The sequence below is a fragment of the Pseudarthrobacter sp. efr-133-R2A-89 genome (assembly GCF_030209315.1).
In the GTDB taxonomy this organism is placed as follows: domain Bacteria; phylum Actinomycetota; class Actinomycetes; order Actinomycetales; family Micrococcaceae; genus Arthrobacter.
Map to the genome: position 1 here is coordinate 152,287 of NZ_JARVSE010000001.1, position 24,844 is coordinate 177,130.

The 24,844-nt window shown below is 66.4% G+C and carries 20 protein-coding genes; 17 read left to right on the plus strand and 3 right to left on the minus strand.

Features of this window, described 5'->3' with window-relative positions; translation table 11 throughout:
• Window positions 1-56: 56 nt before the first annotated feature.
• On the plus strand, window positions 57-1,397 hold the full coding sequence (locus QRM95_RS00690) for an MFS transporter (RefSeq protein ID WP_285246013.1): 1,341 nt from the start codon (window positions 57-59) through the stop codon (window positions 1,395-1,397).
• Here the strand turns inward: QRM95_RS00690 and QRM95_RS00695 are convergent.
• The 3 genes from QRM95_RS00695 to QRM95_RS00705 form a co-directional block, all read right to left on the minus strand.
• A complete protein-coding gene (locus QRM95_RS00695) occupies window positions 1,383-2,666 on the minus strand; it encodes an alpha/beta fold hydrolase (RefSeq protein WP_285246328.1) in 1,284 nt (427 codons plus the stop codon). The genes QRM95_RS00690 and QRM95_RS00695 overlap by 15 nt on opposite strands.
• A 61-nt stretch (window positions 2,667-2,727) precedes the next feature.
• Window positions 2,728-3,243 carry a GNAT family N-acetyltransferase gene (locus QRM95_RS00700; RefSeq protein ID WP_285246014.1) on the minus strand — a complete coding sequence of 172 codons (516 nt, stop codon included), beginning with the start codon at window positions 3,241-3,243 and terminating at the stop codon, window positions 2,728-2,730.
• A gap of 26 nt (window positions 3,244-3,269) precedes the next feature.
• Complete coding sequence (locus QRM95_RS00705; RefSeq protein WP_285246015.1) at window positions 3,270-5,813, minus strand: DEAD/DEAH box helicase; 2,544 nt, start codon at window positions 5,811-5,813, stop codon at window positions 3,270-3,272.
• A 96-nt stretch (window positions 5,814-5,909) separates the two neighbouring features.
• Here QRM95_RS00705 and QRM95_RS00710 point away from each other — a divergent pair, with 96 nt between their 5' ends.
• From QRM95_RS00710 to secG, 16 genes are all read left to right on the plus strand, one after another.
• Window positions 5,910-6,689: a trans-aconitate 2-methyltransferase gene (locus QRM95_RS00710; RefSeq protein WP_285246016.1), complete on the plus strand. Its 780-nt coding sequence runs from the start codon at window positions 5,910-5,912 to the stop codon at window positions 6,687-6,689.
• Window positions 6,690-6,827: 138 nt separating this feature from the next.
• The gene (locus tag QRM95_RS00715) at window positions 6,828-8,615 is read left to right on the plus strand and encodes an ABC transporter ATP-binding protein (RefSeq protein ID WP_285246017.1); all 1,788 of its coding nucleotides are present in this window, start codon (window positions 6,828-6,830) and stop codon (window positions 8,613-8,615) included.
• On the plus strand, window positions 8,612-10,423 hold the full coding sequence (locus QRM95_RS00720; protein WP_285246018.1) for an ABC transporter ATP-binding protein: 1,812 nt from the start codon (window positions 8,612-8,614) through the stop codon (window positions 10,421-10,423). The genes QRM95_RS00715 and QRM95_RS00720 overlap by 4 nt, the downstream gene beginning before the upstream one ends.
• Complete coding sequence (locus tag QRM95_RS00725) at window positions 10,420-10,800, plus strand: GntR family transcriptional regulator (RefSeq protein WP_285246019.1); 381 nt, start codon at window positions 10,420-10,422, stop codon at window positions 10,798-10,800. Before QRM95_RS00720 ends, QRM95_RS00725 begins: the two co-directional genes overlap by 4 nt.
• 47 nt (window positions 10,801-10,847) lie before the next feature.
• Window positions 10,848-13,772 (plus strand): excinuclease ABC subunit UvrA, encoded by a 2,925-nt coding sequence (gene uvrA / locus QRM95_RS00730; RefSeq protein ID WP_285246020.1) that lies wholly within the window; start codon window positions 10,848-10,850, stop codon window positions 13,770-13,772.
• 82 nt (window positions 13,773-13,854) lie between these two features.
• A complete protein-coding gene (locus tag QRM95_RS00735) occupies window positions 13,855-14,571 on the plus strand; it encodes an HAD hydrolase-like protein (protein WP_285246021.1) in 717 nt (238 codons plus the stop codon).
• Window positions 14,558-15,226 carry a lysophospholipid acyltransferase family protein gene (locus QRM95_RS00740; RefSeq protein ID WP_285243107.1) on the plus strand — a complete coding sequence of 223 codons (669 nt, stop codon included), beginning with the start codon at window positions 14,558-14,560 and terminating at the stop codon, window positions 15,224-15,226. The genes QRM95_RS00735 and QRM95_RS00740 overlap by 14 nt, the downstream gene beginning before the upstream one ends.
• A 44-nt stretch (window positions 15,227-15,270) precedes the next feature.
• Complete coding sequence (gene uvrC / locus QRM95_RS00745; protein WP_285246022.1) at window positions 15,271-17,271, plus strand: excinuclease ABC subunit UvrC; 2,001 nt, start codon at window positions 15,271-15,273, stop codon at window positions 17,269-17,271.
• Between the two features lie 68 nt (window positions 17,272-17,339).
• Window positions 17,340-18,263 carry an RNase adapter RapZ gene (rapZ, locus tag QRM95_RS00750; RefSeq protein ID WP_285246023.1) on the plus strand — a complete coding sequence of 308 codons (924 nt, stop codon included), beginning with the start codon at window positions 17,340-17,342 and terminating at the stop codon, window positions 18,261-18,263.
• On the plus strand, window positions 18,263-19,279 hold the full coding sequence (locus QRM95_RS00755; protein ID WP_285246024.1) for a gluconeogenesis factor YvcK family protein: 1,017 nt from the start codon (window positions 18,263-18,265) through the stop codon (window positions 19,277-19,279). Before rapZ ends, QRM95_RS00755 begins: the two co-directional genes overlap by 1 nt.
• A gap of 9 nt (window positions 19,280-19,288) precedes the next feature.
• Complete coding sequence (gene whiA, locus QRM95_RS00760) at window positions 19,289-20,269, plus strand: DNA-binding protein WhiA (protein ID WP_015937022.1); 981 nt, start codon at window positions 19,289-19,291, stop codon at window positions 20,267-20,269.
• A gap of 99 nt (window positions 20,270-20,368) precedes the next feature.
• Complete coding sequence (locus tag QRM95_RS00765) at window positions 20,369-20,995, plus strand: superoxide dismutase (RefSeq protein ID WP_285246025.1); 627 nt, start codon at window positions 20,369-20,371, stop codon at window positions 20,993-20,995.
• 259 nt (window positions 20,996-21,254) lie between these two features.
• Window positions 21,255-22,265: a type I glyceraldehyde-3-phosphate dehydrogenase gene (gap, locus tag QRM95_RS00770; RefSeq protein ID WP_018761257.1), complete on the plus strand. Its 1,011-nt coding sequence runs from the start codon at window positions 21,255-21,257 to the stop codon at window positions 22,263-22,265.
• A gap of 10 nt (window positions 22,266-22,275) precedes the next feature.
• Window positions 22,276-23,502 carry a phosphoglycerate kinase gene (locus QRM95_RS00775; protein ID WP_285246026.1) on the plus strand — a complete coding sequence of 409 codons (1,227 nt, stop codon included), beginning with the start codon at window positions 22,276-22,278 and terminating at the stop codon, window positions 23,500-23,502.
• A 102-nt stretch (window positions 23,503-23,604) separates the two neighbouring features.
• The gene (gene tpiA, locus QRM95_RS00780; protein WP_285246027.1) at window positions 23,605-24,420 is read left to right on the plus strand and encodes a triose-phosphate isomerase; all 816 of its coding nucleotides are present in this window, start codon (window positions 23,605-23,607) and stop codon (window positions 24,418-24,420) included.
• Window positions 24,421-24,468: 48 nt separating this feature from the next.
• Window positions 24,469-24,726 (plus strand): preprotein translocase subunit SecG, encoded by a 258-nt coding sequence (secG, locus tag QRM95_RS00785; RefSeq protein ID WP_018761260.1) that lies wholly within the window; start codon window positions 24,469-24,471, stop codon window positions 24,724-24,726.
• Window positions 24,727-24,844 lie beyond the last annotated feature (118 nt).

A 24,844-nucleotide genomic window follows, 5' to 3' on the forward strand; every position in this document is an offset into this window, starting at 1 on the left:
GGGATTACCCGTTTAAGCCCCCTGCTGCTGTGCCGGCACAGGACTATGCTCGGATCATGGCCAGCACAGCAACGGAGCAGCGCGTTCGCCAGGTGCAGCGGCGCACCGTTGTGCTCCTGGGCACCGCCCAGGTCTTCGGCGGCATCGGCACCGGGGCCACCGTGTCGATCGGCTCCATCCTGGCCGTGGAATTGTCCGGTTCCAGCGCGTGGGCGGGGGCCGTCGCCACGGTCATGACGCTGGGGGCCGCGGTCGCCGCGCTTCTGCTGGCGTCGTTGGCCGACCACCGAGGACGCAGGGCGGGCCAGGCGGCGGGTCTTTCCGCAGCCTTGGCAGGTGCGCTGCTCATGGTCGCGGCCGTTGTGTCCGGGCTCTTCATCCTCCTGGTCCTGGGTGCCGTAGGCATCGGCGTCGGCACTGCGGCCACCCTGCAGGCGCGGTTCGCCGCAGTGGACCTTGCAGCCTCCGAACACCGGGGGAGGGCGTTGTCGGCGGTGGTCTGGGCAGTGACCATTGGCGCCGTGACGGGGCCCAACCTCATCCAGCCCGGCACGGCGGTGGGCGCGGCACTGGGCCTGCCGCCAGTGGCCGGGCCTTTCGTCATCGCGGCGGCGGGACTGCTGATTGCCACCGTACTCATGTTCGCCGGGCTTCGCCCCGACCCGCTGCTGCTGGCACGCCAGCTCGCGGCTGCGGGAACCAACACCGCCCAAGACCGCCCGGCACGCCCTGCCGGTGTGGCAGCCGCTCCTGCCGGCGGCTCACTGATCCGCGGGCTCCAAGCCATCGCTGTCTCCCGGACGGCGGTCCTGGCGGTGACAGCCGTCGTCGCCGCCCACGCGGTGATGGTGGGCGTCATGTCCATGACACCGCTGCATCTGCAGCACCTGGTGGAAGGGCCTGCGTTCCACCCAGGGCACGCCGCGGAGGGGGACGTGCTGGTGATCATCGGCTTCACCATCTCGCTGCACATCGCCGGCATGTTCGCCCTTTCGCCGGTCATGGGCTGGCTGACGGACAAGGCCGGCCGGATCGAGACCATCATGATCGGTTTCGCGGTGTTGGTCGCGGCGGTGATGGTCGCAGGCCTTGGACAGTCCTCCACCCCTGCTGTAGCGGCAGGCCTCGTCCTGTTGGGCCTTGGCTGGTCCGCTGCGACGATCTCCGGGTCCACGCTGCTGGCCGAAAGCGTAGGACGCGACGCCCGGGTGGCGGTGCAGGGCGTCTCGGACATGCTGATGGGTGCTGCCGGAGCGGCGGGCGGTGCGGTGTCGGGGCTCGTCCTGGGCGCCGCCGGCTACCTCGGCCTGAACCTCATCGGCGCGGCCATCGGAGCAGCCGTGCTGGCGGCAGCCATTCTCGCCCGCAGCCCAGGAAGCCGGTCAACGGCCGCCTGAACGCGCCATCCCCAGCAGGCGGGCAAAGATCCGCTCACCGTCGTCGGCGATTCCGTCGTGATGGAAATCGGCAGTCTCCCACACCTGCAGTCCGCGGACCGCTGCCGCCGTCCGACGGGAGAGGTCCCGGTCGACATAGATGTCGTCCGTGTACACGGCTGCGGCCACGGGAACGGTGTTGGCGGCCAGCGCCCGCGAGTCGTACAGCGGCTTCCAGTCCCGCTTGGCGGCCAGCAGTTCGGCCACGTCCCGGAGCGGCTGCAAGGCGGGATCCTGCTCGAAGTACCACGGGTACACCATCTCGCCGGTCAGGAGCAGCGGTTCGGCGTCGGGCCTGAACCAGGGGTTTTCACCCAGCATCCGCCACGCGGACCAGTTGGTCGCCGGTCCCTGGCCATAGATGGATTCGTGCATGAGGGCATACAGCGGGTTGGAGCGGCGGGAGACGACAGCCTGGAGTTGTTCCAGGAAGGCGTCGGACAGGCGGGGCCCGCCGGGAGCGGCGATGAAGGCATCTTCCAGGAGGTAGTGGAGGCTGTCCACCCGCGTGTTGCCGCCCAGGAATGCCCCGGCCATTTGGAACCGCTCCACTGTGAGGGGCGCGCCGTCGGGCATGATCTCGGTGGTGGACCGCAGGTGCCGGGCGATCCGTTCCACCGTTTCCCGGTCCTCGGGGTACCAGCCGAAGTATTCCTCGTTCCGGGCAGCGACGCGCTGGAACGTTGCACGGTAGACGTCGTCGGCGCTGCCGCTGAGCGGCGCCAGGCCGCCGGTGATGAGTGCTTCGCGGAGTCCTTCCGGCGCGAAGGAGAGGTAGGTCAGGGCGCAGAAGCCGCCGTAGCTTTGGCCGTAGATGGTCCAGGGCGCTGATTCGAGGGCGGAACGGATCAGTTCAGCGTCCGCCACGATCGAATCGGCCCGGAAGTGCTCCAGGTAGGCGGCTTGGGCGGCCGCATCCCCTCGTGCCGGCAGCGTATGCCTGTCGATGGGGGTTGACAGGCCCGTGCCCCGCTGGTCCAGCATCAGGATGCGGAAGTCTGCCGCGGCAGCCTTGCCCCAGCCGCCCAGGGAAGCCCACCTGTTGCCGCGGCCGCCCGGGCCGCCTTGAAGGAAGAGGAGCCAGGGCAGCGCGGCCGCTGCTTCCTCGCTGTGCGCAGCAGAGACGTACTCGCGGGCGAAAACGGTGATGGTTTCAGCCGCCGGGGCGGAAGGGTCATCTGGAGCGAAGTGGTCCAGGGGGACGGTGAACCAGTGTTCCACCGTCCGCATACCCCGGAAGGCGTGGCTGGCGCCAACGCGATGCCTGGCGGCGAGGGCCGCGCTGTGCCGCTCAGCCACGCGCGGCTGCGGGGACGGAGCTGCGGGACTGCGCCCGGCCGAACCGGTCCAGTGCGTGGCCGGTGAGCCGGAAGGTTGACCATCCGTCCATGGGGACGGCGCCGACGCGGCGGTAGAAGTTGATGGACGGCTCGTTCCAGTCCAGCACGCTCCATTCCACCCGCGCGTAGCCGTTCTCGACGGCAATGCCGGCCAAGTGCTGCAGCAGTGCCTTGCCGTGTCCTTCGCCCCGCGCTCCGGGGCTGACGTAGAGGTCCTCCAGGTAGATCCCGTGCACGCCCTCCCAGGTGGAGTAGTTCAGGAACCACAGGGCGAAGCCCTGCACTTCACCGGCCGTGTTCTCAGCCATGGCCGCGAACACGCTCGGGTTGCCGCAGAACAAGGCCCGCTCCAGCATTTCGGAAGTGTTCCGGACGGCGTCCGGTTCCTTCTCGTAATCGGCCAGTTCGTGGATCATCCGGAGAATGGCGGGAACGTCGTGCGGGGTGGCGGGGCGGATAACACTCATTGTTCGAGCTTACCGCCGGTCCCGCGTCAGAGCCGGTTTACGGCCGTCACCCTGACCACGGCGGTCCCGGTGTCGTCCGACCCGGCCAGGTCCACCTCCGCCGAGATCCCCCAATCGTGGTTGCCTGCCGGGTCGTCGAAGATCTGGCGGACTTTCCACGTACCGCGCTCCTCGGTGATGATCAGCAGGCCCGGCCCGCGGGCGTCCGGGCCCGTGCCGATGTCGTCGTGTTCGTCGAAGTAATCGTCCAGCGCGTCTTCCCAGCGCTCGGCACCCCACCCGGATCCGGCGTCGAGTTCACCCAGCGCGGCTGCGTCCTCGTCGGCGAACAGTTCCACGCGGCGGAACATCTCGTTGCGCACCATTACCCGGAACGCGCGGATGTTGGAGGTCAACGACGGCGGGGGAGGCGGTGGCGCGTCGTGCGGGGTGGGCGCCGCACCGGAGGCCAGTTCCTCCCACTCGTCCAGGAGGCTGGAATCCACCTGCCGCACCAACTCGCCGAGCCAGGCGGTCAGGTCCTCAAGGTCTTCCCGCAGCATGTCCTGGGGCACGGTCTGGCGGAGTGCTTTGAAGGCATCGGCCAGGTAGCGCAGCACGATCCCTTCGGAACGGGCCAGGCCGTAGAACTGCACGAATTCACCGAAATTCATGGCGCGCTCGTACATATCGCGGACCACCGACTTCGGCGCGAGCTCAAAGTCGCCCACCCACGGCGCGGCCTTCCGGTACACCTCGAAGGCCTCGCCCAAAATCTCCGCGAGCGGTTGCGGGTAGGTGACCTCGTCCAGCATGGCCATCCGCTGGTCGTAGTCGATGCCGTCCGCCTTCATGGCGGCCACCGCTTCGCCGCGGGCCTTCTTTTGCTGCGCGGAGAGGATCTGCCGCGGTTTCTCCAAGGTCGCCTCGATCACGGACACAGCGTCCAGGGCGTACGACGGCGACTCCGGGTCGAGGAGGTCCAGCGCGGCGAGGGCGAACGGGGAGAGTGGCTGGTTCAGGGCGAAGTTCGGCTGCAGGTGGACGGTAAGCCTCACGGTGCGGCCGTCTGGTCCCTGTTCTTCCGGCGGAATGCGTTCCACCACCTCGGCGGCCAGGAGCTCCCGGTAGATCCCCAGCGCCTTCTTCATCAGCCGCAGCTGGGACGACCGTGGCTCGTGGTTTTCGGTCAGCAGCCGCCTGGCCGCGGCAAACGGGTCCCCGGGCCGCTCCATCAGGTTCATCAGCATGGCGTGCGTGACGGTGAAACTCGACGTCAGCGGGTCCGGCACGGATTCCACCAGTCGTTTGAACGTCGGCTCTCCCCACGAGACGAAACCTTCAGGCGGCTTCTTCTTCACCACCTGGCGCAGCTTCTTCTGGTCATCGCCGAACTTGGCGGTGGCCTTGGCCATCGCCTTCACGTTCTCGATGACGTGCTCGGGTGCCTGCACCACCACGGTCCCGGCGGTGTCGTAGCCTGCCCGTCCGGCGCGGCCGGCAATCTGGTGGAACTCGCGTGAGTTAAGCAGCCGGGTACGGACGCCGTCGTACTTGCTGAGGGCGGTGAGGAGCACTGTCCGGATGGGGACGTTGATGCCGACGCCCAGCGTATCCGTACCGCAGATAACCTTCAGCAGCCCGGCTTGAGCCAGTTGCTCCACCAGCCGGCGGTACTTGGGCAGCATGCCGGCGTGGTGCACGCCGATTCCATGGCGCACCAGCCTGTTCAGTGTCTTCCCGAACCCGGCGGCGAACCGGAAATTGGCAACCAGCTCGGCGATCTTGTCCTTTTCCTCCCGGGTGCACACGTTGATGCTCATCAGGTTCTGGGCGCGGTCGATCGCTTCGAGCTGGCTGAAGTGAACCACATAGACCGGCACCTGTTTGGTGGACAGCAACTCTTCCAGGGTCTCGTGGACCGGGCTCTGGTGGTAGTAATAGTGCAGCGGGATGGGCCGCTCCGCCGAGCTCACGGTGGTGGTGGGCCGGCCCGTCAAGGACGTCAGGCCTTCCTCGAAGCGGGTCACGTCCCCCAGCGTGGCGGACATCAGCAGGAACTGTGCTTGCGGCAGCTCCAGCAGCGGCACCTGCCAGGCCCAGCCGCGCTGCGGGTCCGAGTAGAAGTGGAACTCGTCCATGATCACGGCGCCCAGTTCTGCCGCGGAGCCCTCGCGCAGGGCGATGTTGGCGAGGATCTCGGCCGTGCAGCAAATGATGGGGGCGTCCTGGTTTACGCCGGAATCGCCGGTAATCATCCCCACGTTTTCCGCGCCGAAGATGTCGCAGAGGGCAAAGAACTTTTCCGATACGAGGGCCTTGATGGGCGCCGTGTAATAGCTGCGCCTGCCCTGGGCCATTGCCTGGAAGTGCGCTGCGATGGCCACCAGGGACTTACCGGATCCGGTGGGCGTGGCCAGGATGACGTTCGCCCCGGTGGCCAGCTCCATGATCGCCTCATCCTGCGCCGGGTAGAGCGAGAGCCCCCGGCTTTCCGTCCACTCCACGAACCGGGTGTAGAGGGCGTCGGGGTCGACGGCGGAGGCCTGGTTGGGGACGGACAGATCGGTCAGCTGGTCAAGGAGTTTCATTGACTTCCACCTTAGTGCCACGTCGTGTCCGTGCTCCCGCCCGGGGCCGGGTTAGGCTCGGCCTGGCCGTGTGCGCAGCAGAACCTGGAGAACCTCATGCAATGGGACCCCGTCAAGTACGTCCAATTCGGCGATTACCGGAACCGGCCCTTCTTCGACCTCACCGCCCGGATCCTTGCCGGACACCCTGCCAAGGTGGTTGACCTGGGCTGCGGCCCGGGCAACCTGACGGCGACGCTCAGCGACCGCTGGCCCGGGGCCGAAGTGGTGGGCGTGGATTCCTCCGCGGAGATGCTGGCCAAGGCCGCGCGCCTCGCGCAGAAGCACCCGTCGTTGCGGTTCCAACAGGGCGACATCGCTGACTGGATGCCCTCGCCGGACACGGACGTCGTGGTCAGCAACGCCGCCCTGCAGTGGGTCCCCGGCCACCAGGACATGCTGCGGGGCTGGCTCGCGGCGCTCCGCCCTGGTGCATGGTTCGCCCTGCAGGTTCCCGGAAATTTCGACGCCCCCTCGCACGCGCTGATGCGGGAACTGGCGTCCTCAGCCCCGTGGGCGGACAAGCTTGGCGGGGTGTTGCGGGGCGGGGAGTCCGTGGGGGAGCCGGGCGACTACCTTGGGAGCATGCTAGACGCCGGGTACGCCGCGGACGCGTGGGAAACCAGCTACCAGCAGGTCCTTCCGGGGCCGGACCCGGTCCTTGAGTGGGTTCGGGGCACCGGGCTGCGTCCCGTCCTGGCCGCGTTGGCGGCGGACGACGCCAAGCGCTTCGAAGCCGAATACGCCGCAGCACTGCGTGACGCCTATCCGCGGGGACCCCACGGCACCGTCTTTCCGTTCCGCAGGATCTTTGCCGTCGGGCGCAGGGACGGCTGAAACGGGCGCCGGCTATTGTTTGCTGCATTTGGTCACACGGCGTGACAGCGGCGGAAAGTGATCTGGCTTACAATGTGGTCTGTGGTTTAGGGTCGAGTCGCCGGCCCGTTTCGACCGAGTGCATCTACGGGGGGTATTTTGCTGGTCGGTCTCATCAGGCGGCAACTCGCGGGACAGCAAGCCCAAGTATGGGCGATCGTGCTGCTCCAGTTGGTCCAGGCAGCGGCCAACCTGCTCCTGCCAACCGTGAACGCGGCGATCATTGACGACGGCATTGTGGCCGGGGATACGGCTGTCATATCCAGGCTGGGCGCGGTGATGGCCGTCATTGCCGTGGTGCAGGCGGCCTCCGCCATCGGGGCGGGCTACTTGGGAGCCGTGGTGGCCATGCGGATCGGGCGCCGGCTGCGGGCGGAGGTCTTTGCCCGGATCCAGTCATTGTCTTCGCAGGACGTGGCACTGTTTGGAACCCAAAGCCTGACCACGCGTGCCACCAACGACACCCAGCAAATCCAGGCGTTCGCCGTCCTGGTCTTCACCATGCTCTTTGCCGGACCCGCCATGGGTGTCGGGGGAATCGTCCTGGCCGTGCAGCAGGACGTGGCACTGTCCGTGGTGGTGATCGTGATCGTGCCGCTGCTCCTCCTGATCATGTACCTGATCGTGCGCCGCCTGATTCCGCTCTACCGGGAGGGCCAGGACCTGCTGGACCGCTCGGGCGGAATCCTGCGCGAACAAATCATCGGCGTGGACGTCATCCGCGCCTTCGTACGCCAGGATTACGAAGCACAGCGGTTTGCCCGGGCCAACGCCGGCCTCACTGCGAACAACCTGCAGTCTGCGCTGCTGGTGGCGGGGATGCTGCCGATGATCATGCTGGTGGTCAACATCAGCTCGGTCGCCGTGGTCTGGTTCGGCGGCCACCGCATCCAGGACGGCCTGATGAACCTCGGCGCCCTCACCGCCTTCATCGCCTACATCATGCAGATCCTGCTGGCCATCATGATGGCCATGTACGTCCTCATGACAGCGCCGCGTGCGGCCGCCTGCGCCGAACGCATCCAGGCTGTCCTGGACACCCAGCCGTCGGTCCGCGACGCTGCGGCCCGTATGACCGGCGCCGGTCATGGACCAGCCAGGCCAGGCGGGCCTGGTACGGACGCGGCCAAACCGGCACTCGGGCCGGGCCTCCTCCAGTTCCATGGGGTTGGCTTCTGCTACCCGGGAGCTGAAGCGCCGGTGCTCGCGGACATCAGCTTCACCGCAGCTCCGGGTACCACCCTGGCGATCGTCGGCTCCACGGGAAGCGGAAAATCGACGCTGCTGAACTTGATTCCGCGGTTCCTCGACCCCACGGAAGGCCACATCACCGTCGGTGGCCGCGACGTCCGGGACATGCCTCTGGGGCTTTTGCGCGGAGGCATGGGAATCGTGCCGCAGCACTCCCACCTCTTCACCGGGACCATTGCGGAAAACCTGCGGATGGGCGCGCCGGAGGCTACCGACGAGGAACTGTGGGCCGCCCTGGAAACGGCGCAGACCATGCGGTTCATGCGCGACCTCCCGTTGGGTCTTGCCACGCCGGTGGGTCAGGGCGGCGCAAGCCTGTCCGGCGGGCAGCGTCAAAGGTTGTGCATTGCCCGGGCCCTGTTGCGCCAGGCGCCCCTCTACCTTTTCGACGACAGCTTCTCCGCCCTCGACTACCGCACCGACACCCGGCTGAGGCTGGCACTGGACCAGGTTTTGGCGGCCGCAACAGTGGTCGTGGTTGCTGAACGCCTCTCCGCCGTTGAGGACGCGGACCTCATCCTGGTGCTCGACGACGGCCGGCTCGCCGCCCAGGGAACGCATGCGGAGCTGCTGCAGGACTCCGCCACCTACCGGGAAATCGCCGAGTCCCAGCTCGCGCTGGACGGCCCCCTGTGACGGCGGCCGGGGAAGCCGTGGCCGTTGCCCACACCTTCCGCCCCACCGCGGCGAGGCTCCTTGGCCTTTTGCGCCCTTTCCGGCTGCATGCCCTGGGCGCCGTCGGAGCCACGTGCGCCTTCGCCGGCCTCAACGTTGCCGCTCCCAAGTATCTTGGTGACGCCACGGACCTTGTGGTGGACGGCGTCGCCCAAGGCAGCCTGGACCAGCGCCTCGGGACCCTGCTCGCGGTTGTAGCCGGTATGTACGTCCTCGCCTCACTGTTCAACTGGATCCAGGGGGCGCTGACGGCCCGCGCTGTCCAGGGCCTCATGTTCAGGCTGCGCGCCTCGGTGGAGGACAAGCTGCACCACCTGCCGTCCACCTACTTCCGGGAGCGGTCCCGGGGCGACGTCCTTAGCCGCGCCACGAACGACATCGACAACATTGCCCAGGCCCTGAACCAGGTCTTGACGCAGCTGATCGTCTCCGTCCTTATGCTGTGCGGCTCGCTGGCCATGATGTTGTGGATCTCGCCGCTGCTCGCCGCCATTGCCGTTGCCACCGTCCCGGTCTCGACGTGGATCACCGTGCTGGTGGCGCGCCGCTCGCAGGAGCATTTCGCCAGCCAATGGAAGGAGACCGGCGAGCTCAACGCGCACGTGGAGGAATTCATCAGCGGCCACGAGGTGGTCAAGGCTTTTGGCTGGCAGGAGCAGGCTGCGGAAGTCTTCGGCCGGAGCAACGCCCAGTTGGCCCGCGCCGCCCGCAAAGCCCAATTCTCCGCCGGCGTGGTCCAGCCGCTGATGGTCCTCATGTCCAACCTCAACTACATTGCGGTGGCGGTGGTGGGAGCCCTGCAGATCCTTTCCGGGTCCATGACGATTGGCGGGGTCCAGGCGTTCATCCAGTTCAGCCGGCTGTTCACCCAACCCGTGGGGCAGATCGGCGGCCTGCTCAGCGTCATCCAGTCATGCGCGGCGTCGGCGGCCAGGGTCTTCGCGCTCCTGGATGCCGTCGAGGACCCCCGGGAACAGGCCGGCACGGCGCCGGCCGGGCCGGTTGCGGGCCGCATCGTCTTCGACGGCGTCACGTACCGCTACCCTGGTTCTGTCCCCGCGGTCCGCGACCTCACCTTCACGGTTGAACCGGGGCAGGCCGTGGCCATCGTGGGACACACCGGTGCCGGCAAGAGCACCGTGGTGAACCTGCTGATGCGTTTCCTAGAGCCTTCCTCGGGCCGGATCTCCATTGGCGGGCAGGACATCTCCTCCGTTCCCCGCGACCAGCTGCGCTCCCGGTTCGGCGTGGTTCCCCAGGATGCCTGGCTATTCGCCGGGACCATCCGGGACAATATCGCGTACGGCCTTCCAGAGGCTGCGGACCACGCCGTCGTAGCCGCCGCGGAGGCCACCCATGCCCACCGTTTCATCCGGTCCCTTCCCCACGGCTATGGCACCGTACTGGAAAACGGCGGCGAGCCCCTCAGCCAAGGACAGCGGCAACTCATCACCATTGCCAGGGCGCAGCTTGCCGGACGCTCGGTGCTGGTCCTGGACGAGGCCACCAGCTCGGTGGATTCCAGGACCGAGCTCCTGATCCGCCAAGCGATGCAACGGCTCAGGAACGGCCGGACCAGTTTCATCATCGCCCACCGTTTGTCCACGGTTCGGAACGCTGATCTAATTCTGGTCATGGACCATGGACGCATCGTTGAGCAGGGAACGCACGAGAACCTCCTGGCCGCCAACAGCTACTACGCCGCGCTCTACAATGCACAGTTCGCCGCCCGTGATGGCCGCGCCGGTGTCCTGGAGGGTGGCCTGTGAGCGCCCCGTCGGACTTTCCCGGCGCCTGGCGGCCGAATCCCGCCAGCACCGTGGCGCTGTTCGAGCAACTGCGGCTGCAGGTCATCCACCTCGCGGACAACGGTGCGCTGGCCCCGGGCACCAGGCTCCCGGCCGTGCGTGCCCTGGCGGAGAAGCTCGACGTCGCCCCGCACACCGTCGCCAGGGCGTACAAGGAGCTCGAAGCCGCCGGGATCGTAGCCACCCGCGGGCGGAACGGCACGGTGGTTTCGGCGCGGGATGAGAGGCTCGGAGGCCTGGCTGCCGCCGCGGCAGTGTACGCGGACGTGGCCAAGGCGCAGGGGGCGAGCTTCGCGGAAGCAGTCAAACTGCTCGCGGCCGCCTACGATGTTCCCTGAGGGCGGAACCGCGCATGTTCGAAGAAGTTTTCGATTAGCATTATGGGGTGCCTAAAGCCGTAGCTGAAGAAACCTCTGCCCCCGCCACCTCCTTCACCGCCGCCCCTGCTGCCGTCCCGCAGCGGCCGGACCTCTCCAGGCTCGTCGTGAAGGGCGCGCGGGAGCACAACCTGCGCAACGTGGACCTGGACCTTCCCCGGGACGCCATGATTGTCTTCACCGGCCTCTCCGGATCCGGAAAATCGTCCCTGGCGTTCGACACCATCTTCGCCGAAGGCCAGCGCCGCTATGTCGAGTCGCTGTCCGCCTACGCGCGCCAGTTCCTGGGCCAGGTGGACAAACCCGACGTCGACTTCATCGAAGGGCTGTCTCCGGCGGTCTCCATCGACCAGAAGTCCACCAGCAAGAACCCGCGGTCCACCGTGGGCACCATCACTGAAATCTACGACTACATGCGCCTGTTGTGGGCACGCGTCGGCAGGCCGCACTGCCCCGTGTGCGGTGAGCCCGTGTCCAAGCAGACGCCGCAGCAGATTGTGGACCAGCTCCTGGAACTCGCAGACGGCACCCGCTTCCAGGTCCTGGCGCCGGTGGTGCGCGGCCGCAAGGGTGAGTTCGTTGACCTGTTCAAGGAGCTCAGCGCCAAGGGCTACTCCCGTGCGCGGGTGGACGGCGACCTGGTCCAGTTGAGCGATCCGCCCAAGCTCGGCAAGCAGTTCAAGCACACCATCGAGGTGGTGGTGGACCGCCTGGTGGTCAAGGAAGGCATCAGCCAGCGGCTCACCGACTCCATTGAGACGGCCCTGGGCCTGGCGGAAGGCCGCGTCCTGGCCGAGTTCGTGGATCTGGACGCCGACGATCCCGGACGGATCCGGGCTTTCTCCGAAAACCTCGCGTGTCCCAACGAACACCCACTGGCCATCGACGAGATCGAGCCCCGCTCGTTCTCTTTCAACAACCCCTTTGGTGCCTGCGCGGCCTGCAGCGGAATCGGTACCCGGCTGGAGGTGGACGAGGAACTGATCGTTCCCAACCCGGAGCTCTCGCTGTCCGAAGGCGCCATCGCGCCATGGTCCCTGGGAACCGCCACCACCGAATACTGGAACCGGCTCCTGGAAGGCCTCGCCAAGGAAGTGGGTTTCTCCATGGCAACGCCGTGGGAGAAGCTCGGCAAAGACGTCCGCCAGACCATCCTGCACGGCAAGGACCACAAGGTGGTGGTGCAGTACCGGAACCGGTTCGGCCGTGAACGCAAATACAGCACCGGCTTCGAGGGTGCCATCCAGTACGTCCACCGCAAGCATGGCGAGACCGATTCCGACTGGGCCCGCGACCGCTACGAAGAATACATGCGCCAGGTCCCGTGCCCTTCCTGCAACGGTGCCCGGCTCAACCCGGCCTCGCTCTCGGTCCTCATCAACGGCAAGTCCATCGCCGAAGTAGCGGCACTGCCCATGCGGGACTGTGCGGAGTTCCTGAACACCCTGGTCCTCACCGGACGTGAAGCGCAGATCGCGCACCAGGTCCTCAAGGAGATCCAGGCGCGGCTTACCTTCCTGCTGGACGTGGGCCTCGAATACCTTAACCTCGAGCGCCCCTCAGCCACCCTCTCCGGCGGCGAAGCACAGCGCATCAGGCTCGCCACCCAGATCGGGTCCGGCCTGGTGGGCGTGCTGTACGTCCTGGACGAGCCCTCCATCGGCCTGCACCAGCGCGACAACCGCCGGCTCATCGAAACCCTCACCCGGCTCCGCGACATGGGCAACACCCTCATCGTCGTCGAGCATGACGAGGACACCATCCACGTGGCTGACTGGATCGTGGACATCGGACCGGGCGCCGGCGAACACGGCGGCCAGGTGGTCCATTCCGGAACCTACAAAGAGCTGCTGGAAAACAAGGAGTCGCTGACCGGCGACTACCTGTCCGGGCGCAAGGCCATTGCCGTGCCCAAGAAGCGCCGGAAGTACGACAAAAAGCGCGAGATCAAGGTGGTGGGCGCCCGGGAGAACAATCTCGTGAACGTCGACGCCGCCTTCCCGCTGGGCCTCTTTACGGCCGTGACCGGCGTCAGCGGTTCCGGCAAGTCCACGCTCGTCAACGAAATCCTCTACAAGGTGCTCGCCAACAAGCTCAACGGCGCCAAGCAGGTGGCTGGCCGGCACAAGACCGTCCAGGGCCTCGAGCACCTGGACAAGGTGGTCCACGTGGACCAGAGCCCCATCGGCCGCACCCCCCGATCCAACCCGGCCACGTACACGGGAGTGTTCGACAACATCCGCAAGCTCTTCGCGGAGACCACCGAAGCCAAGGTTCGCGGCTACCTGCCGGGCCGGTTCTCCTTCAACGTCAAGGGCGGCCGCTGCGAAGCATGCTCCGGTGACGGCACGCTGAAAATCGAAATGAACTTCCTGCCTGACGTGTACGTCCCCTGCGAGGTCTGCCACGGTGCCCGTTACAACCGGGAAACGCTGGAAGTCCACTACAAGGGCAAGACCATCGCTGACGTCCTCAACATGCCCATCGAGGAGGGCGCCGAGTTCTTCGCGGCATTCTCGCCCATCGCCCGCCACCTGAACACCCTGGTGGATGTCGGACTGGGCTATGTGCGGCTGGGCCAGCCCGCCACCACGTTGTCCGGCGGTGAAGCGCAGCGCGTCAAACTCGCGGCCGAGCTGCAGAAGCGGTCCAACGGGCGCAGCATCTACGTCCTGGACGAGCCCACCACGGGGCTGCACTTTGAGGACATCCGCAAGCTCCTCATGGTCCTGCAGGGGCTCGTGGACAAGGGCAACACGGTGATCACCATCGAGCACAACCTGGACGTCATCAAGAGTGCGGACTGGCTTGTGGACCTCGGGCCAGACGGCGGTTCGGGTGGCGGCCAGATCGTCGCGGCGGGAACGCCCGAGCAGGTAGCCAAGTCAAGCACCAGCCACACGGGGAAGTTCCTGGCGGAAATACTGGGCTGACCAGCGGCGGAATCACTCCGGAAATATTCCTGCACGGGTATGCGAGTTTCAGGCACTCGTACTGTCGTGAGAAACTAACCCGGTGACTTCAACAACAGTGCCCGTGATCTTTGACCTGGACGGCACTCTTGTCGACCCGGCCGGTGGAATAACAGAAGGCATTGCATCGGCCCTCCGCGGGCTGGGGCTCCCGGTTCCCGCCCAGGACCTGCTGAATGCGATGATCGGCCCGAAGCTGAGCGACTCACTGCTCAATGTGGCCAAGGTGCCGGCGGACCGCCTCGAAGAGGTGGTCCGCCGGTACCGGGAACACTACGTGTCCACCGGAATCGCCCAGAGCCGCCTGTACCCGGGAATCCAGGAAATCCTCGAATCCTTCGCAGCGGCCGGACGGCCCGTGGCCGTGGCCACCCAGAAGCCGCAGCGCCTGGCCCACACCGTACTGGCCCACCACGGCATCGACGGCTTCTTCCACGGCATCCACGGGTCCGCCGACGACGAAGCCGCCGTGGACGGCGTTCCGCTCGGTAAGACCCAGATCATTGCCGCCGCCCTCCGGGACCTGGATACCGAACACGCCATCATGGTAGGGGACCGGGCCCAGGATGTTTCGGGGGCGATCGCCAATGGCCTGGACTGCATTGGCGTGGCCTGGGGATTTGCGCCTGACGGCGAACTTGAAGAGGCCGGGTCCGTCGCCGTCGTCAGCACGGGCCAGGAACTGGTCACGGTCATCGACCGGCTGCAAGCCATCCATGCCGCGGCCATGAGCGGGGTGAGCAACGATGGAAATGTTTGATGCCGTCCGCTGGACCACGCGGAACCTGATCTCCGGCACCTGCCGGCCCACCGTCGTCGGCCTGGAAAATGTACCCTCCGACGGCCCCTTCATCGTGGCCCCCAACCACCTGTCATTCTTTGACAGCGTGATCGTGCAGGCGCTGATGCCACGGCCCGTCGCGTTCTTCGCCAAGGCCGAGTACTTCACCACCGGAGGCGTCAAGGGCAAGGTCATGAAGGCCTTCTTCGAATCCGTGGGCTCCATCCCGGTGGAGCGGGGCGAACAGGCGGCCAGCGTCCAGGCGCTCAAGACACTCCTGGACATCCTTGAGTCCGGCCGCGGCATCGGCATCTACCCCGAAGGCACCCGCTCCCGCGACGGCATCCTGTACCGCGGACGCACCGGCGTCGGCTGGCTCGCGCTGACCACCGGGGCTCCGGTCATTCCGGTGGGCCTCATCGGTACCGAGAAACTGCAGCGGGCAGGCGAGAAGGGTGTCAGGCCACAGCATTTCACGATGAAAGTGGGGGAGCCGCTGTACTTCGATAAGACCGGCCCGGACCATTCCCTGCCAGCGCGCCGTGAAGTCACGGACCGGATCATGGACGCGATTGCTGCCCTGAGCGGCCAGGAGCGTTCCACCAGCTACAACCAGAGCAAGTCCGCCGAGTAGCCGGGCTGGCACAGATGCCCGGCGCGCCTTAGTAGACTTGATAGGTGGCAAATCCAGCAAGTTACCGGCCCAAAACCGGTGAAATCCCCACCAACCCGGGCGTCTACCGGTTCCGTGACCCGCACGGCCGGGTCATTTACGTGGGAAAGGCGAAGAGCCTCCGGTCCCGCCTGAACTCATACTTTGCCAACCCGGCGGGCCTGTTGCCGAAGACCTACGCCATGGTCCACGCCGCCAGCAGCGTCGAGTGGACCGTGGTGGGCAGCGAACTGGAATCGCTGCAGCTCGAGTACACCTGGATCAAGGAATTCAAGCCCCGGTTCAACGTCGTGTTCCGGGACGACAAGACCTACCCCTACCTCGCCGTCACCATGGGCGAAAAATACCCCAGGGTGCAGGTCATGCGCGGGGACAAGCGGAAGGGAACCCGCTACTTCGGCCCCTATACCGCGGGCGCCATCCGCGAAACCATGGACACCCTGCTGCGCGTCTTCCCTGTGCGCAGCTGCAGTGCCGGCGTGTTCAAACGGGCCGAAGCCAGCGGCCGGCCGTGCCTGCTGGGCTACATCGACAAATGCTCCGCACCCTGCGTGGGCCGGATTTCGCCGGACGACCACAGGGCGCTGGCCGACGACTTCTGCGCTTTCATGGGCGGCGAAGCAAAACGGTTCATCAACAAGCTGGAAAAGCAGATGGCCGACGCCGTGGCGAAACTGGACTACGAGCACGCCGCGCGGCTGCGTGACGACATCGCAGCCCTGCGGAAAGTCTTCGAACGCAACGCCGTGGTGCTGTCCGAAGACACCGACGCCGACGTCTTCGCCCTGCACGAGGACGAGCTCGAAGCCGCCGTCCAGGTGTTCCACGTCCGGGGCGGCCGGATCCGCGGGCAGCGCGGCTGGGTGGTGGAAAAGGTGGAGGACTTCACCACCCCGGACCTCGTGGAGCACCTGCTCCAGCAGGTCTACGGCGAAGACGGCGAGACCCACGGCAGGCTGCCGCGCGAGGTCCTGGTCCCCGTCGCGCCCAGCAACGCGGAGGACCTCGCCACCTGGCTTGGCGGCATCCGCGGGGCCAAAGTGGACATCCGCGTCCCGCAGCGCGGGGACAAGGCGGCGCTGATGTCCACCGTGCGCGAAAATGCCGAGCACGCGCTCAAGCTCCACAAGACCCGGCGTGCCGGTGACATCACGGTCAGGTCCCAGGCGCTCCAGGAACTGCAGGAAGCCCTTGACCTGCCCGTGCCGCTGCTCCGGATCGAATGCTTCGACGTTTCCCACGTCCAGGGCACCAACGTGGTGGCCTCCATGGTGGTGGTGGAGGACGGCCTGCCCAAGAAGTCCGATTACCGCAAGTTCTCCATCACCGGCCCTGCCGCCTCCGACGACACCGCGGCCATGCATGACGTCCTGACCCGGCGTTTCCGCCATTACCTGCAGGACAAGTCCGCGCAGGTGGATGACTCCCTCCTTGCCGGGGATGGCAAAGACCTTGTCGCCGGGGACGCAGTGCTGGACACCACCACGCCGGCGCCCAAAGCCAAGTTCGCCTACCCGCCGAACCTGGTGGTGGTGGACGGCGGCCAGCCGCAGGTGAACGCGGCAGCGCGCGCCCTGGCCGAGCTGGGCATCGATGACGTTTACGTGGTGGGCCTGGCCAAGCGGCTGGAAGAAGTATGGCTGCCGGACAGCGATTTTCCGGTGATCCTGCCCCGAACTTCCCAGGGCCTGTACCTGCTGCAGAGGATCCGTGACGAGGCCCACCGCTTCGCCATCACCTTCCACCGGCAAAAGCGCGGCAAGGCCATGACCGTCTCTGCGCTCGATGCCGTCCCGGGCCTGGGCGCGTCCAAGCGGAAGGCCCTCCTGGCGCACTTCGGCTCGGTCAAGGGCGTAAAGGCCGCCACCGTGGAAGAGCTCTCCGAAGCCAAGGGGATCGGACCTGCCCTGGCCGGCGCCATCGTGAACCACTTCGCCGCCGGCACTGCCGAGGCCGTGTCCGTCCCGGCGATCAACATGGCCACCGGCGAAATCATTGAAACTTAGCTAGGGTAAGTGACGGGGCGGCGCCATCGCGGCCGCCCCTGGCACAACAACGAAACGGGGCGGACTTCATGGCAGACACGACGGCGGGATCCGAGGACGGGCAGGACGGGCTGGAGACAGTCAAGCCGCTCGAAGCGGAGCTGCTGGTGGTCACCGGAATGTCCGGCGCCGGGCGGAGCACCGCCGCCGACGCGTTGGAGGACCACGGCTGGTATGTCGTGGAGAACCTGCCGCCGCAGATGCTTGGCACCCTGGCAGAACTCGTCTCGCACGCTCCCCAGTCCATTCCCCGGCTCGCGGTGGTCATCGACGTCCGCAGCAAGGGCCTTTTCGCCGACATCCGTGCCGCGCTGGGCGCACTCGCCGCCAGCGGGGTCACCTTCCGGGTGCTGTTCCTCGACGCCAGCGACAACGTCCTGGTCCGGCGCTTCGAACAGGGCCGCCGGCCCCACCCGCTCCAAGGCGGCGGACGGATCCTGGACGGCATCGCCGCGGAACGCGAGCTGCTGCAGGAACTGCGCGACAGCTCCGACGTCGTGCTCGACACCTCCAATTACAACGTCCACGGACTCGCCACGGCCATTACGGAGCTGTTCAGCGAAACCGGTCCCGTGGCCCTGCGTCTGAACGTCATGAGCTTCGGCTTCAAGTACGGCCTGCCGGTGGACGCAAACTACGTGGCCGACGTGCGGTTCATCCCCAACCCGCACTGGGTGCCCCAGCTGCGCCCGCTGACCGGCCTGGACAAGGACGTCAGCGACTACGTGCTTGAGGCAGAGGGGGTCAAGAACTTCGTGGACCGCTATGTCCTTGCGCTGGAGCCCGTGTTGGAGGGGTACCGGCGGGAAAACAAGCACTACGCCACCATCGCCGTCGGCTGCACCGGCGGCAAGCACCGCTCCGTCGCAGTCGCCGTCGAGCTCTCCAAGAAACTCGCCCAGTACCCGCGTGTCACCGTGACCACCGCGCACCGGGACCTGGGCCGCGAATAATGGCTCTTTTCACCGGCGCCCTGCCCCTGGTGCCACCGGCCGGCGGAACGGCTCCCGGCCAGGACAAGGGCCCCAACGTTGTGGCACTGGGCGGCGGCCACGGCCTGGCGGCCTCCCTGTCGGCCCTGCGCCTGCTCACTTCCGAGCTCACCGCGATCGTCACGGTGGCGGACGACGGCGGCTCTTCCGGGCGCCTGCGCGAGGAGTACGGTGTGCTCCCGCCCGGAGACCTCCGCATGGCCCTGTCCGCCCTCTGCGACGACACCGACTGGGGCCGCACCTGGCGCGACGTCATGCAACACCGGTTCCGCGCCGGAAAAGGCCCGGGCGGCTCCCTCGATGAACATGCCATGGGCAACCTGCTGATTGTCACCCTGTGGGAACTCCTGGGTGACGCCGTCGCCGGACTGAAGTGGGCCGGTGCGCTGCTGGGTGCCCGTGGCCAGGTGCTGCCCATGTCCACCGTCCCGCTCACGATCGAAGGCGACGTCCGGGTGACCACCTCCGGCGGCGGAACCCGGCTGGAGACCGTCCACGGGCAGGCGCGCTGCGCCGTCGCCGGGTCGCTCGAGGAAGTCCGGCTCCTGCCGAAATCGGCGCCCGCCTGCACGGAGGCCCTGACGGCGATCGAGCTGGCGGACTGGGTGGTCCTGGGCCCCGGGTCCTGGTACACCTCCGTCCTGCCGCACCTGCTGCTGCCCGAGATGCGCCAGGCCCTGTGCAGCACGCCGGCCAAGCGCTGCCTGACCATGAACCTTGCCACCGATACCAAGGAAACGTCAGGCATGAGCGCCGCCGACCATCTCCACGTCCTCCGGCGGTACGCCCCGGAGTTCAGCGTTGACGTAGTCCTCGCCGATCCCGCTTCAGTACCCGACCGGCAGGAGTTCGAGAAGGCCGCCGCCATGATTGGAGCAGAGGTGGTCTTGGGTAAAGTAGGGGCGTCGGGACGCCGCCCAGTCCACGAGCCACTGCGGCTGGCCACGGCGTACCAGGACATTTTTGGGAACAGTTAGGAAGGTGCCATGGCACTGACAGCATCAGTCAAAGAAGAACTGTCCCGTCTGGACATCAAGAAGTCATCAGTGCGCAAGGCGGAAGTTTCCGCCATGCTCCGGTTCGCCGGGGGACTGCACATCATTTCCGGCCGGATCGTCATCGAAGCGGAAGTGGACCTGGCGTCTACGGCCCGCCGGCTCCGCGCCGCCATCGCCGAGGTCTACGGACACCAGAGCGAAATCATCGTGGTCTCGGCCGGCGGACTGCGCCGCGCCAGCCGCTACGTGGTCCGCGTGGTCCGGGACGGCGAAGCACTGGCCCGGCAGACAGGCCTGCTGGACGGGCGGGGGCGCCCGGTGCGGGGGCTGCCGTCCGCCGTCGTCAACGGCTCAGCGGCCGATGCCGAAGCCGTATGGCGCGGGGCGTTCCTGGCCCACGGCTCGCTGACGGAGCCGGGACGGTCCTCCTCGTTGGAGGTCACCTGCCCGGGGCCCGAATCCGCCCTCGCCCTGGTCGGGGCGGCCCGGCGCCTGGACATCCAGGCCAAGGCGCGGGAGGTCAGGGGAGTGGACCGGGTGGTCATCCGCGACGGCGACACCATCGCGGCGCTGTTGACCCGGATGGGCGCCCACGACGCCCTGATGGTCTGGGAAGAACGCCGCATGCGCAAGGAAGTCCGTGCCACGGCCAACCGGCTCGCCAACTTCGACGACGCCAACCTGCGCCGTTCCGCGCAGGCCGCGGTGGCCGCCGGCGCCCGGGTGGACCGGGCCCTGGAGATCCTTGGCGACGACGTTCCGGACCACCTGAAATACGCCGGCGAACTCCGGGTGGCGCACAAACAGGCAAGCCTCGACGAACTGGGCCGGCTTGCCGACCCCGTGATGACCAAGGACGCGATTGCCGGCCGGATCCGGCGGCTTCTGGCCATGGCGGACAAACGGGCCCTTGACCTGGGCATTCCCGGAACCGACGCCAATGTGACGCCGGAAATGCTGGACGAGTAAGCGCCCCATAGAATCAAAAAGATTCCGGGCGCCAGACGCCCGGATGCACAATCCGAGAGTCACCAACCGGACCGCGTGTCCACGATATTGGAGGATTTTGTGACTGAGTACGTATTGCCCGAACTCAAGTACGACTACGCCGCCCTTGAGCCGCACATCTCTGCGCGGATCATGGAGCTGCACCACAGCAAGCACCACGCAGCCTATGTCACCGGCGCCAACAACGCGCTGGCCCAGCTTGCCGAGGCACGGGAAAAGGGCGACTTCGCCAACATCAACCGTCTCTCCAAGGACCTCGCGTTCCACACCGGCGGCCACATCAACCACTCGGTCTTCTGGAACAACCTGTCCCCGGACGGCGGCGACAAGCCCGAAGGCGAGCTGGCAGCTGCCATCGACGACGCGTTCGGTTCCTTCGATGCGTTCCGCGCCCAGTTCAGCGCCGCGGCACTGGGCCTGCAGGGCTCGGGCTGGGGCTTCCTGGCCTACGAACCCATCGGTGGAAACCTGGTCATCGAGCAGCTGTACGACCAGCAGGGGAACGTTGCCTTGGGCACCACGCCGCTGCTGATGCTGGACATGTGGGAGCACGCCTTCTACCTGGACTACGTCAACGTCAAGGCCGACTACGTCAAGGCATTCTGGAACATCGTCAACTGGGCCGACGTCGCCCAGCGCTTCGAAGCTGCACGCGCCAACGCCTCGGGACTCATCACCCTCCCGTAGTGAGCTGCGTTATACATCGATGTAACAAACTTCACATTCTGACTTAAACCGGCCGGGATGTGGATGGTCCGCCCCCGCACTTGCGGGGGCGGACCCAGTTAAACGTAAGATGGGTCACGGAAGGCGGTTAGCCTTCAGCAATGAGGCTGGTCGCCCTCCGTGTTAATCATCTCTGCCCAATGGCGTGCGGGATCTGTTAGTTGGCTTGAACGCCCGCTCAACTAGTAGTGCTTCTCAAAGCACCAAGGAGACTGTAAAAGTGACGACCCGTATTGGTATCAACGGCTTCGGCCGCATTGGCCGCAACTACTTCCGCGCAGCACTTGCACAAGGCGCGGACCTGGAGATCGTTGCCGTCAACGACCTCACCAGCCCCGAAGCCCTGGCCCACCTGTTCAAGTACGACTCTGTCGGCGGGCGCCTCAAGGAGACCATCGAGGTCAAGGACGGCAACATCGTCGTCAACGGCAACGTCGTCAAGGTCCTGGCCGAACGCGATCCCGCCAAGCTCCCCTGGGGCGAACTGGGCGTGGACATCGTGATCGAGTCCACCGGCTTCTTCACCAAGGCGGCAGACGCCCAGAAGCACATCGATGCAGGCGCCAAGAAGGTCCTGATCTCCGCTCCCGCCTCGGACGAGGACATCACCATCGTGATGGGCGTCAACGACAAGCTCTACGACAACGCCACGCACAACATCATCTCCAACGCCTCCTGCACCACCAACTGCCTCGGCCCGCTGGCCAAGGTGGTAAATGACGAATTCGGCATTGAGCGTGGACTCATGACCACCGTGCACGCCTACACCGCGGACCAGAACCTGCAGGACGGCCCGCACAAGGACCTGCGCCGTGCACGTGCTGCGGCCATCAACATGGTCCCCACCTCCACCGGCGCCGCCAAGGCAATCGGCCTGGTCCTCCCCGAGCTCAAGGGCAAGCTGGACGGTTACGCCATCCGCGTCCCCGTGCCCACCGGCTCCGCCACCGACCTCACCGTCACCGTCTCCCGCGAGACCACCGTGGAGGAAGTCAACGCCGCCCTCAAGCGCGCCTCGGAGTCCGAGGAACTGCAGGGTTTCCTGACCTACACGGACGAGCCCATCGTCTCCTCCGACATCGTTGGCGACCCCGCGTCCTCGATTTTCGACGCCGGCCTGACCAAGGTCATTGGCAACCAGGTCAAGGTTGTTTCCTGGTATGACAACGAATGGGGCTACTCCAACCGCCTCGTCGACCTCACGGAGCTCGTGGCATCCAAGCTGGGCTAGGGTTAGACACATGACATCTCACACCCTCAACGAACTGATCGCTGAAGGTGTCCGCGGGCGGTACATTCTGGTTCGAAGTGACCTGAATGTGCCGCTCGACGGCTCTACAGTCACTGACGACGGCCGCATCAAGGCCTCACTGCCAGTGCTGTCAAAGCTCACGGACGCCGGTGCCCGCGTGCTGGTAACAGCCCACCTCGGACGCCCCAAGGGCGCCCCGGAGGACAAGTATTCCCTTCGGCCGGCCGTTGACCGCCTGGCCGAGCTGGCGGACTTCAACGTCACCCTGGCAGCTGACACCGTTGGTGACGCCGCCAAGGACGCTGCGGCTGCCCTCCAGGACGGCGAAGTGCTGGTCCTTGAGAACGTACGCTTCGATTCCCGGGAGACCAGCAAGGACGACGCCGAACGCGGCGCCTTCGCCGACGAACTCGTGGCACTGACCGGAGACAACGGCGCCTACGTGGACGATGCTTTCGGAGCCGTGCACCGCAAGCACGCCAGTGTCTACGACGTCGCCACCCGGTTGCCGTCATACCAGGGCGACCTGGTCCATACGGAGGTGGAAGTCCTTCGGAAGCTGACCACCGACACCCAGCGTCCCTACGTAGTGGTGCTCGGCGGATCCAAGGTCTCCGACAAGCTTGCAGTCATCGACAACCTGCTCGGCAAAGCAGACACCATCCTGGTGGGCGGCGGCATGCTGTTCACCTTCCTGGCAGCGGCCGGCCACAAAGTGGGCTCCAGCCTCCTTGAGGAAGACCAGATCCCCGTGGTCCAGGACTACCTCAAGCGGGCCGCGGATGCGGGCACCGAGTTTGTCGTGCCCACGGACGTCGTGGTGGCAGAGAAGTTTGCTGCCGACGCCGCGCACGAAACGGTGCCGGCGGAGTCGATCGAAAGCAGCAGCTTCGGTGCCAACGGCATCGGCCTGGATATCGGCCCGGATACCGCAGCCGCGTTCGCGGAGCGCATCAAGGGAGCGCGCACGGTCTTCTGGAACGGCCCCATGGGCGTCTTCGAATTCGAAGCGTTCTCCGCCGGTACCCGCGCCATCGCGCAGGCGCTGACGGAAACCGCGGGATTCACCGTCGTGGGCGGCGGCGACTCCGCGGCTGCGGTGCGTACCCTGGGATTCGCAGACGACCAGTTCGGCCACATTTCCACCGGCGGCGGTGCAAGCCTGGAATACCTCGAAGGCAAGGAGCTTCCCGGTCTCAGCGTCCTGGACCGGTAGCAGAACTGCCCCAGCAGTATCGGACTGGACAGTCCTTTGGCCGGCAGGTTGCCCGCGGCAACCTGCCGGCCGCACACATATCAAGACTTTTATGGAGATCACGTGACTACGTCAACGAACGGCGCCTTCGACCGCAAGCCCTTCATCGCGGGCAACTGGAAAATGAACATGGACCATGTGCAGGGCATCACTCTCCTGCAGAAGCTGGCCTGGACCCTGTCCGACGCCAAGCACGACTACAGCCGTGTCGAGGTTGCCGTCTTCCCGCCGTTCACGGACCTCCGCGGCGTCCAGACGCTGGTCCAGGGAGATGACCTGCAGGTCGCCTACGGCGGCCAGGACCTTTCCCAGTTCGACTCCGGAGCCTACACCGGCGACATTTCCGGCCAGTTCCTCGCCAAGCTTGGCTGCACCTACGTCCTGGTGGGCCACAGCGAACGCCGCACCATCCACAACGAGTCCGACGACATCCTGAACGCCAAGGTCAAGGCGGCCTTCAAGCACGGGGTCACTCCTGTCCTGTGCGTCGGGGAGGGCCTGGAAATCCGCCAGGCGGGAACCCACGTGGAGCACACGCTCCAGCAGCTCCGCGCCGGAGTTGCAGGACTCACCAACGACCAGGCCGCCGAACTGGTGGTCGCCTACGAGCCCGTCTGGGCGATTGGCACCGGCGAGGTTGCAGGCCCGGAGGATGCGCAGGAGATGTGCGCCGCCATCCGCGCGGAGCTCGACAGCATCTTCGGTGCGGACGTTGCCGCCAAGACCCGCCTGCTCTACGGCGGTTCGGTCAAAGCCAACAACGCCGCCGCCATCCTGCAGGAGCGCGACGTGGACGGTGTCCTGGTGGGCGGTGCCAGCCTCGATCCCGCCGAGTTTGCTAATATTGTCAGGTTCGAGAGCCACCTGGTCACGGACTAGTCCGGAACCAGTACAAACTCCCGCCATCCCAACTTCCGAAAGGCCGTCGTGGACGTTCTTCATGTCATCCTGCAGATCCTCCTGGGCATCACCAGCCTCCTGCTGACGCTGCTGATCCTCCTGCACAAGGGTCGCGGCGGCGGGCTTTCCGACATGTTCGGCGGCGGCATGAGCTCGGGCCTTAGCTCCTCCGGAGTAGCCGAACGAAACCTCAACCGTTTCACCATCGTCCTGGGCGTTACATGGGGCGTGGTGATTATTGCCCTCGGCCTGATCATGCGGTTCAGCGGCGGTGGCGACTCCTAGCGGTCCCGCTGACTAGGGTCCTGAGGCCCTCCCGCTGCCCGGTTCGGGCATCTAAACTGTGGCTGTCGGTTCATCCGGCAGCCACAGTCGCGTTTAAGCTGCCTCAACCGGCCATCCG

Bases quoted from the DNA above. Each gene is read 5' to 3' on its own strand.
- QRM95_RS00740 (WP_285243107.1), top strand. From the start codon at position 14,558: ATGGAAATGTTTGATGCCGTCCGCTGGACCACGCGGAACCTGATCTCC.
- QRM95_RS00710 (WP_285246016.1), top strand. From the start codon at position 5,910: ATGCAATGGGACCCCGTCAAGTACGTCCAATTCGGCGATTACCGGAAC.
- QRM95_RS00690 (WP_285246013.1), top strand. From the start codon at position 57: ATGGCCAGCACAGCAACGGAGCAGCGCGTTCGCCAGGTGCAGCGGCGC.
- whiA (WP_015937022.1), top strand. From the start codon at position 19,289: ATGGCACTGACAGCATCAGTCAAAGAAGAACTGTCCCGTCTGGACATC.
- QRM95_RS00695 (WP_285246328.1), bottom strand. From the start codon at position 2,666: ATGCGGACGGTGGAACACTGGTTCACCGTCCCCCTGGACCACTTCGCT.
- QRM95_RS00705 (WP_285246015.1), bottom strand. From the start codon at position 5,813: ATGAAACTCCTTGACCAGCTGACCGATCTGTCCGTCCCCAACCAGGCC.
- QRM95_RS00700 (WP_285246014.1), bottom strand. From the start codon at position 3,243: ATGAGTGTTATCCGCCCCGCCACCCCGCACGACGTTCCCGCCATTCTC.
- QRM95_RS00775 (WP_285246026.1), top strand. From the start codon at position 22,276: ATGACATCTCACACCCTCAACGAACTGATCGCTGAAGGTGTCCGCGGG.
- rapZ (WP_285246023.1), top strand. From the start codon at position 17,340: ATGGCAGACACGACGGCGGGATCCGAGGACGGGCAGGACGGGCTGGAG.
- QRM95_RS00755 (WP_285246024.1), top strand. From the start codon at position 18,263: ATGGCTCTTTTCACCGGCGCCCTGCCCCTGGTGCCACCGGCCGGCGGA.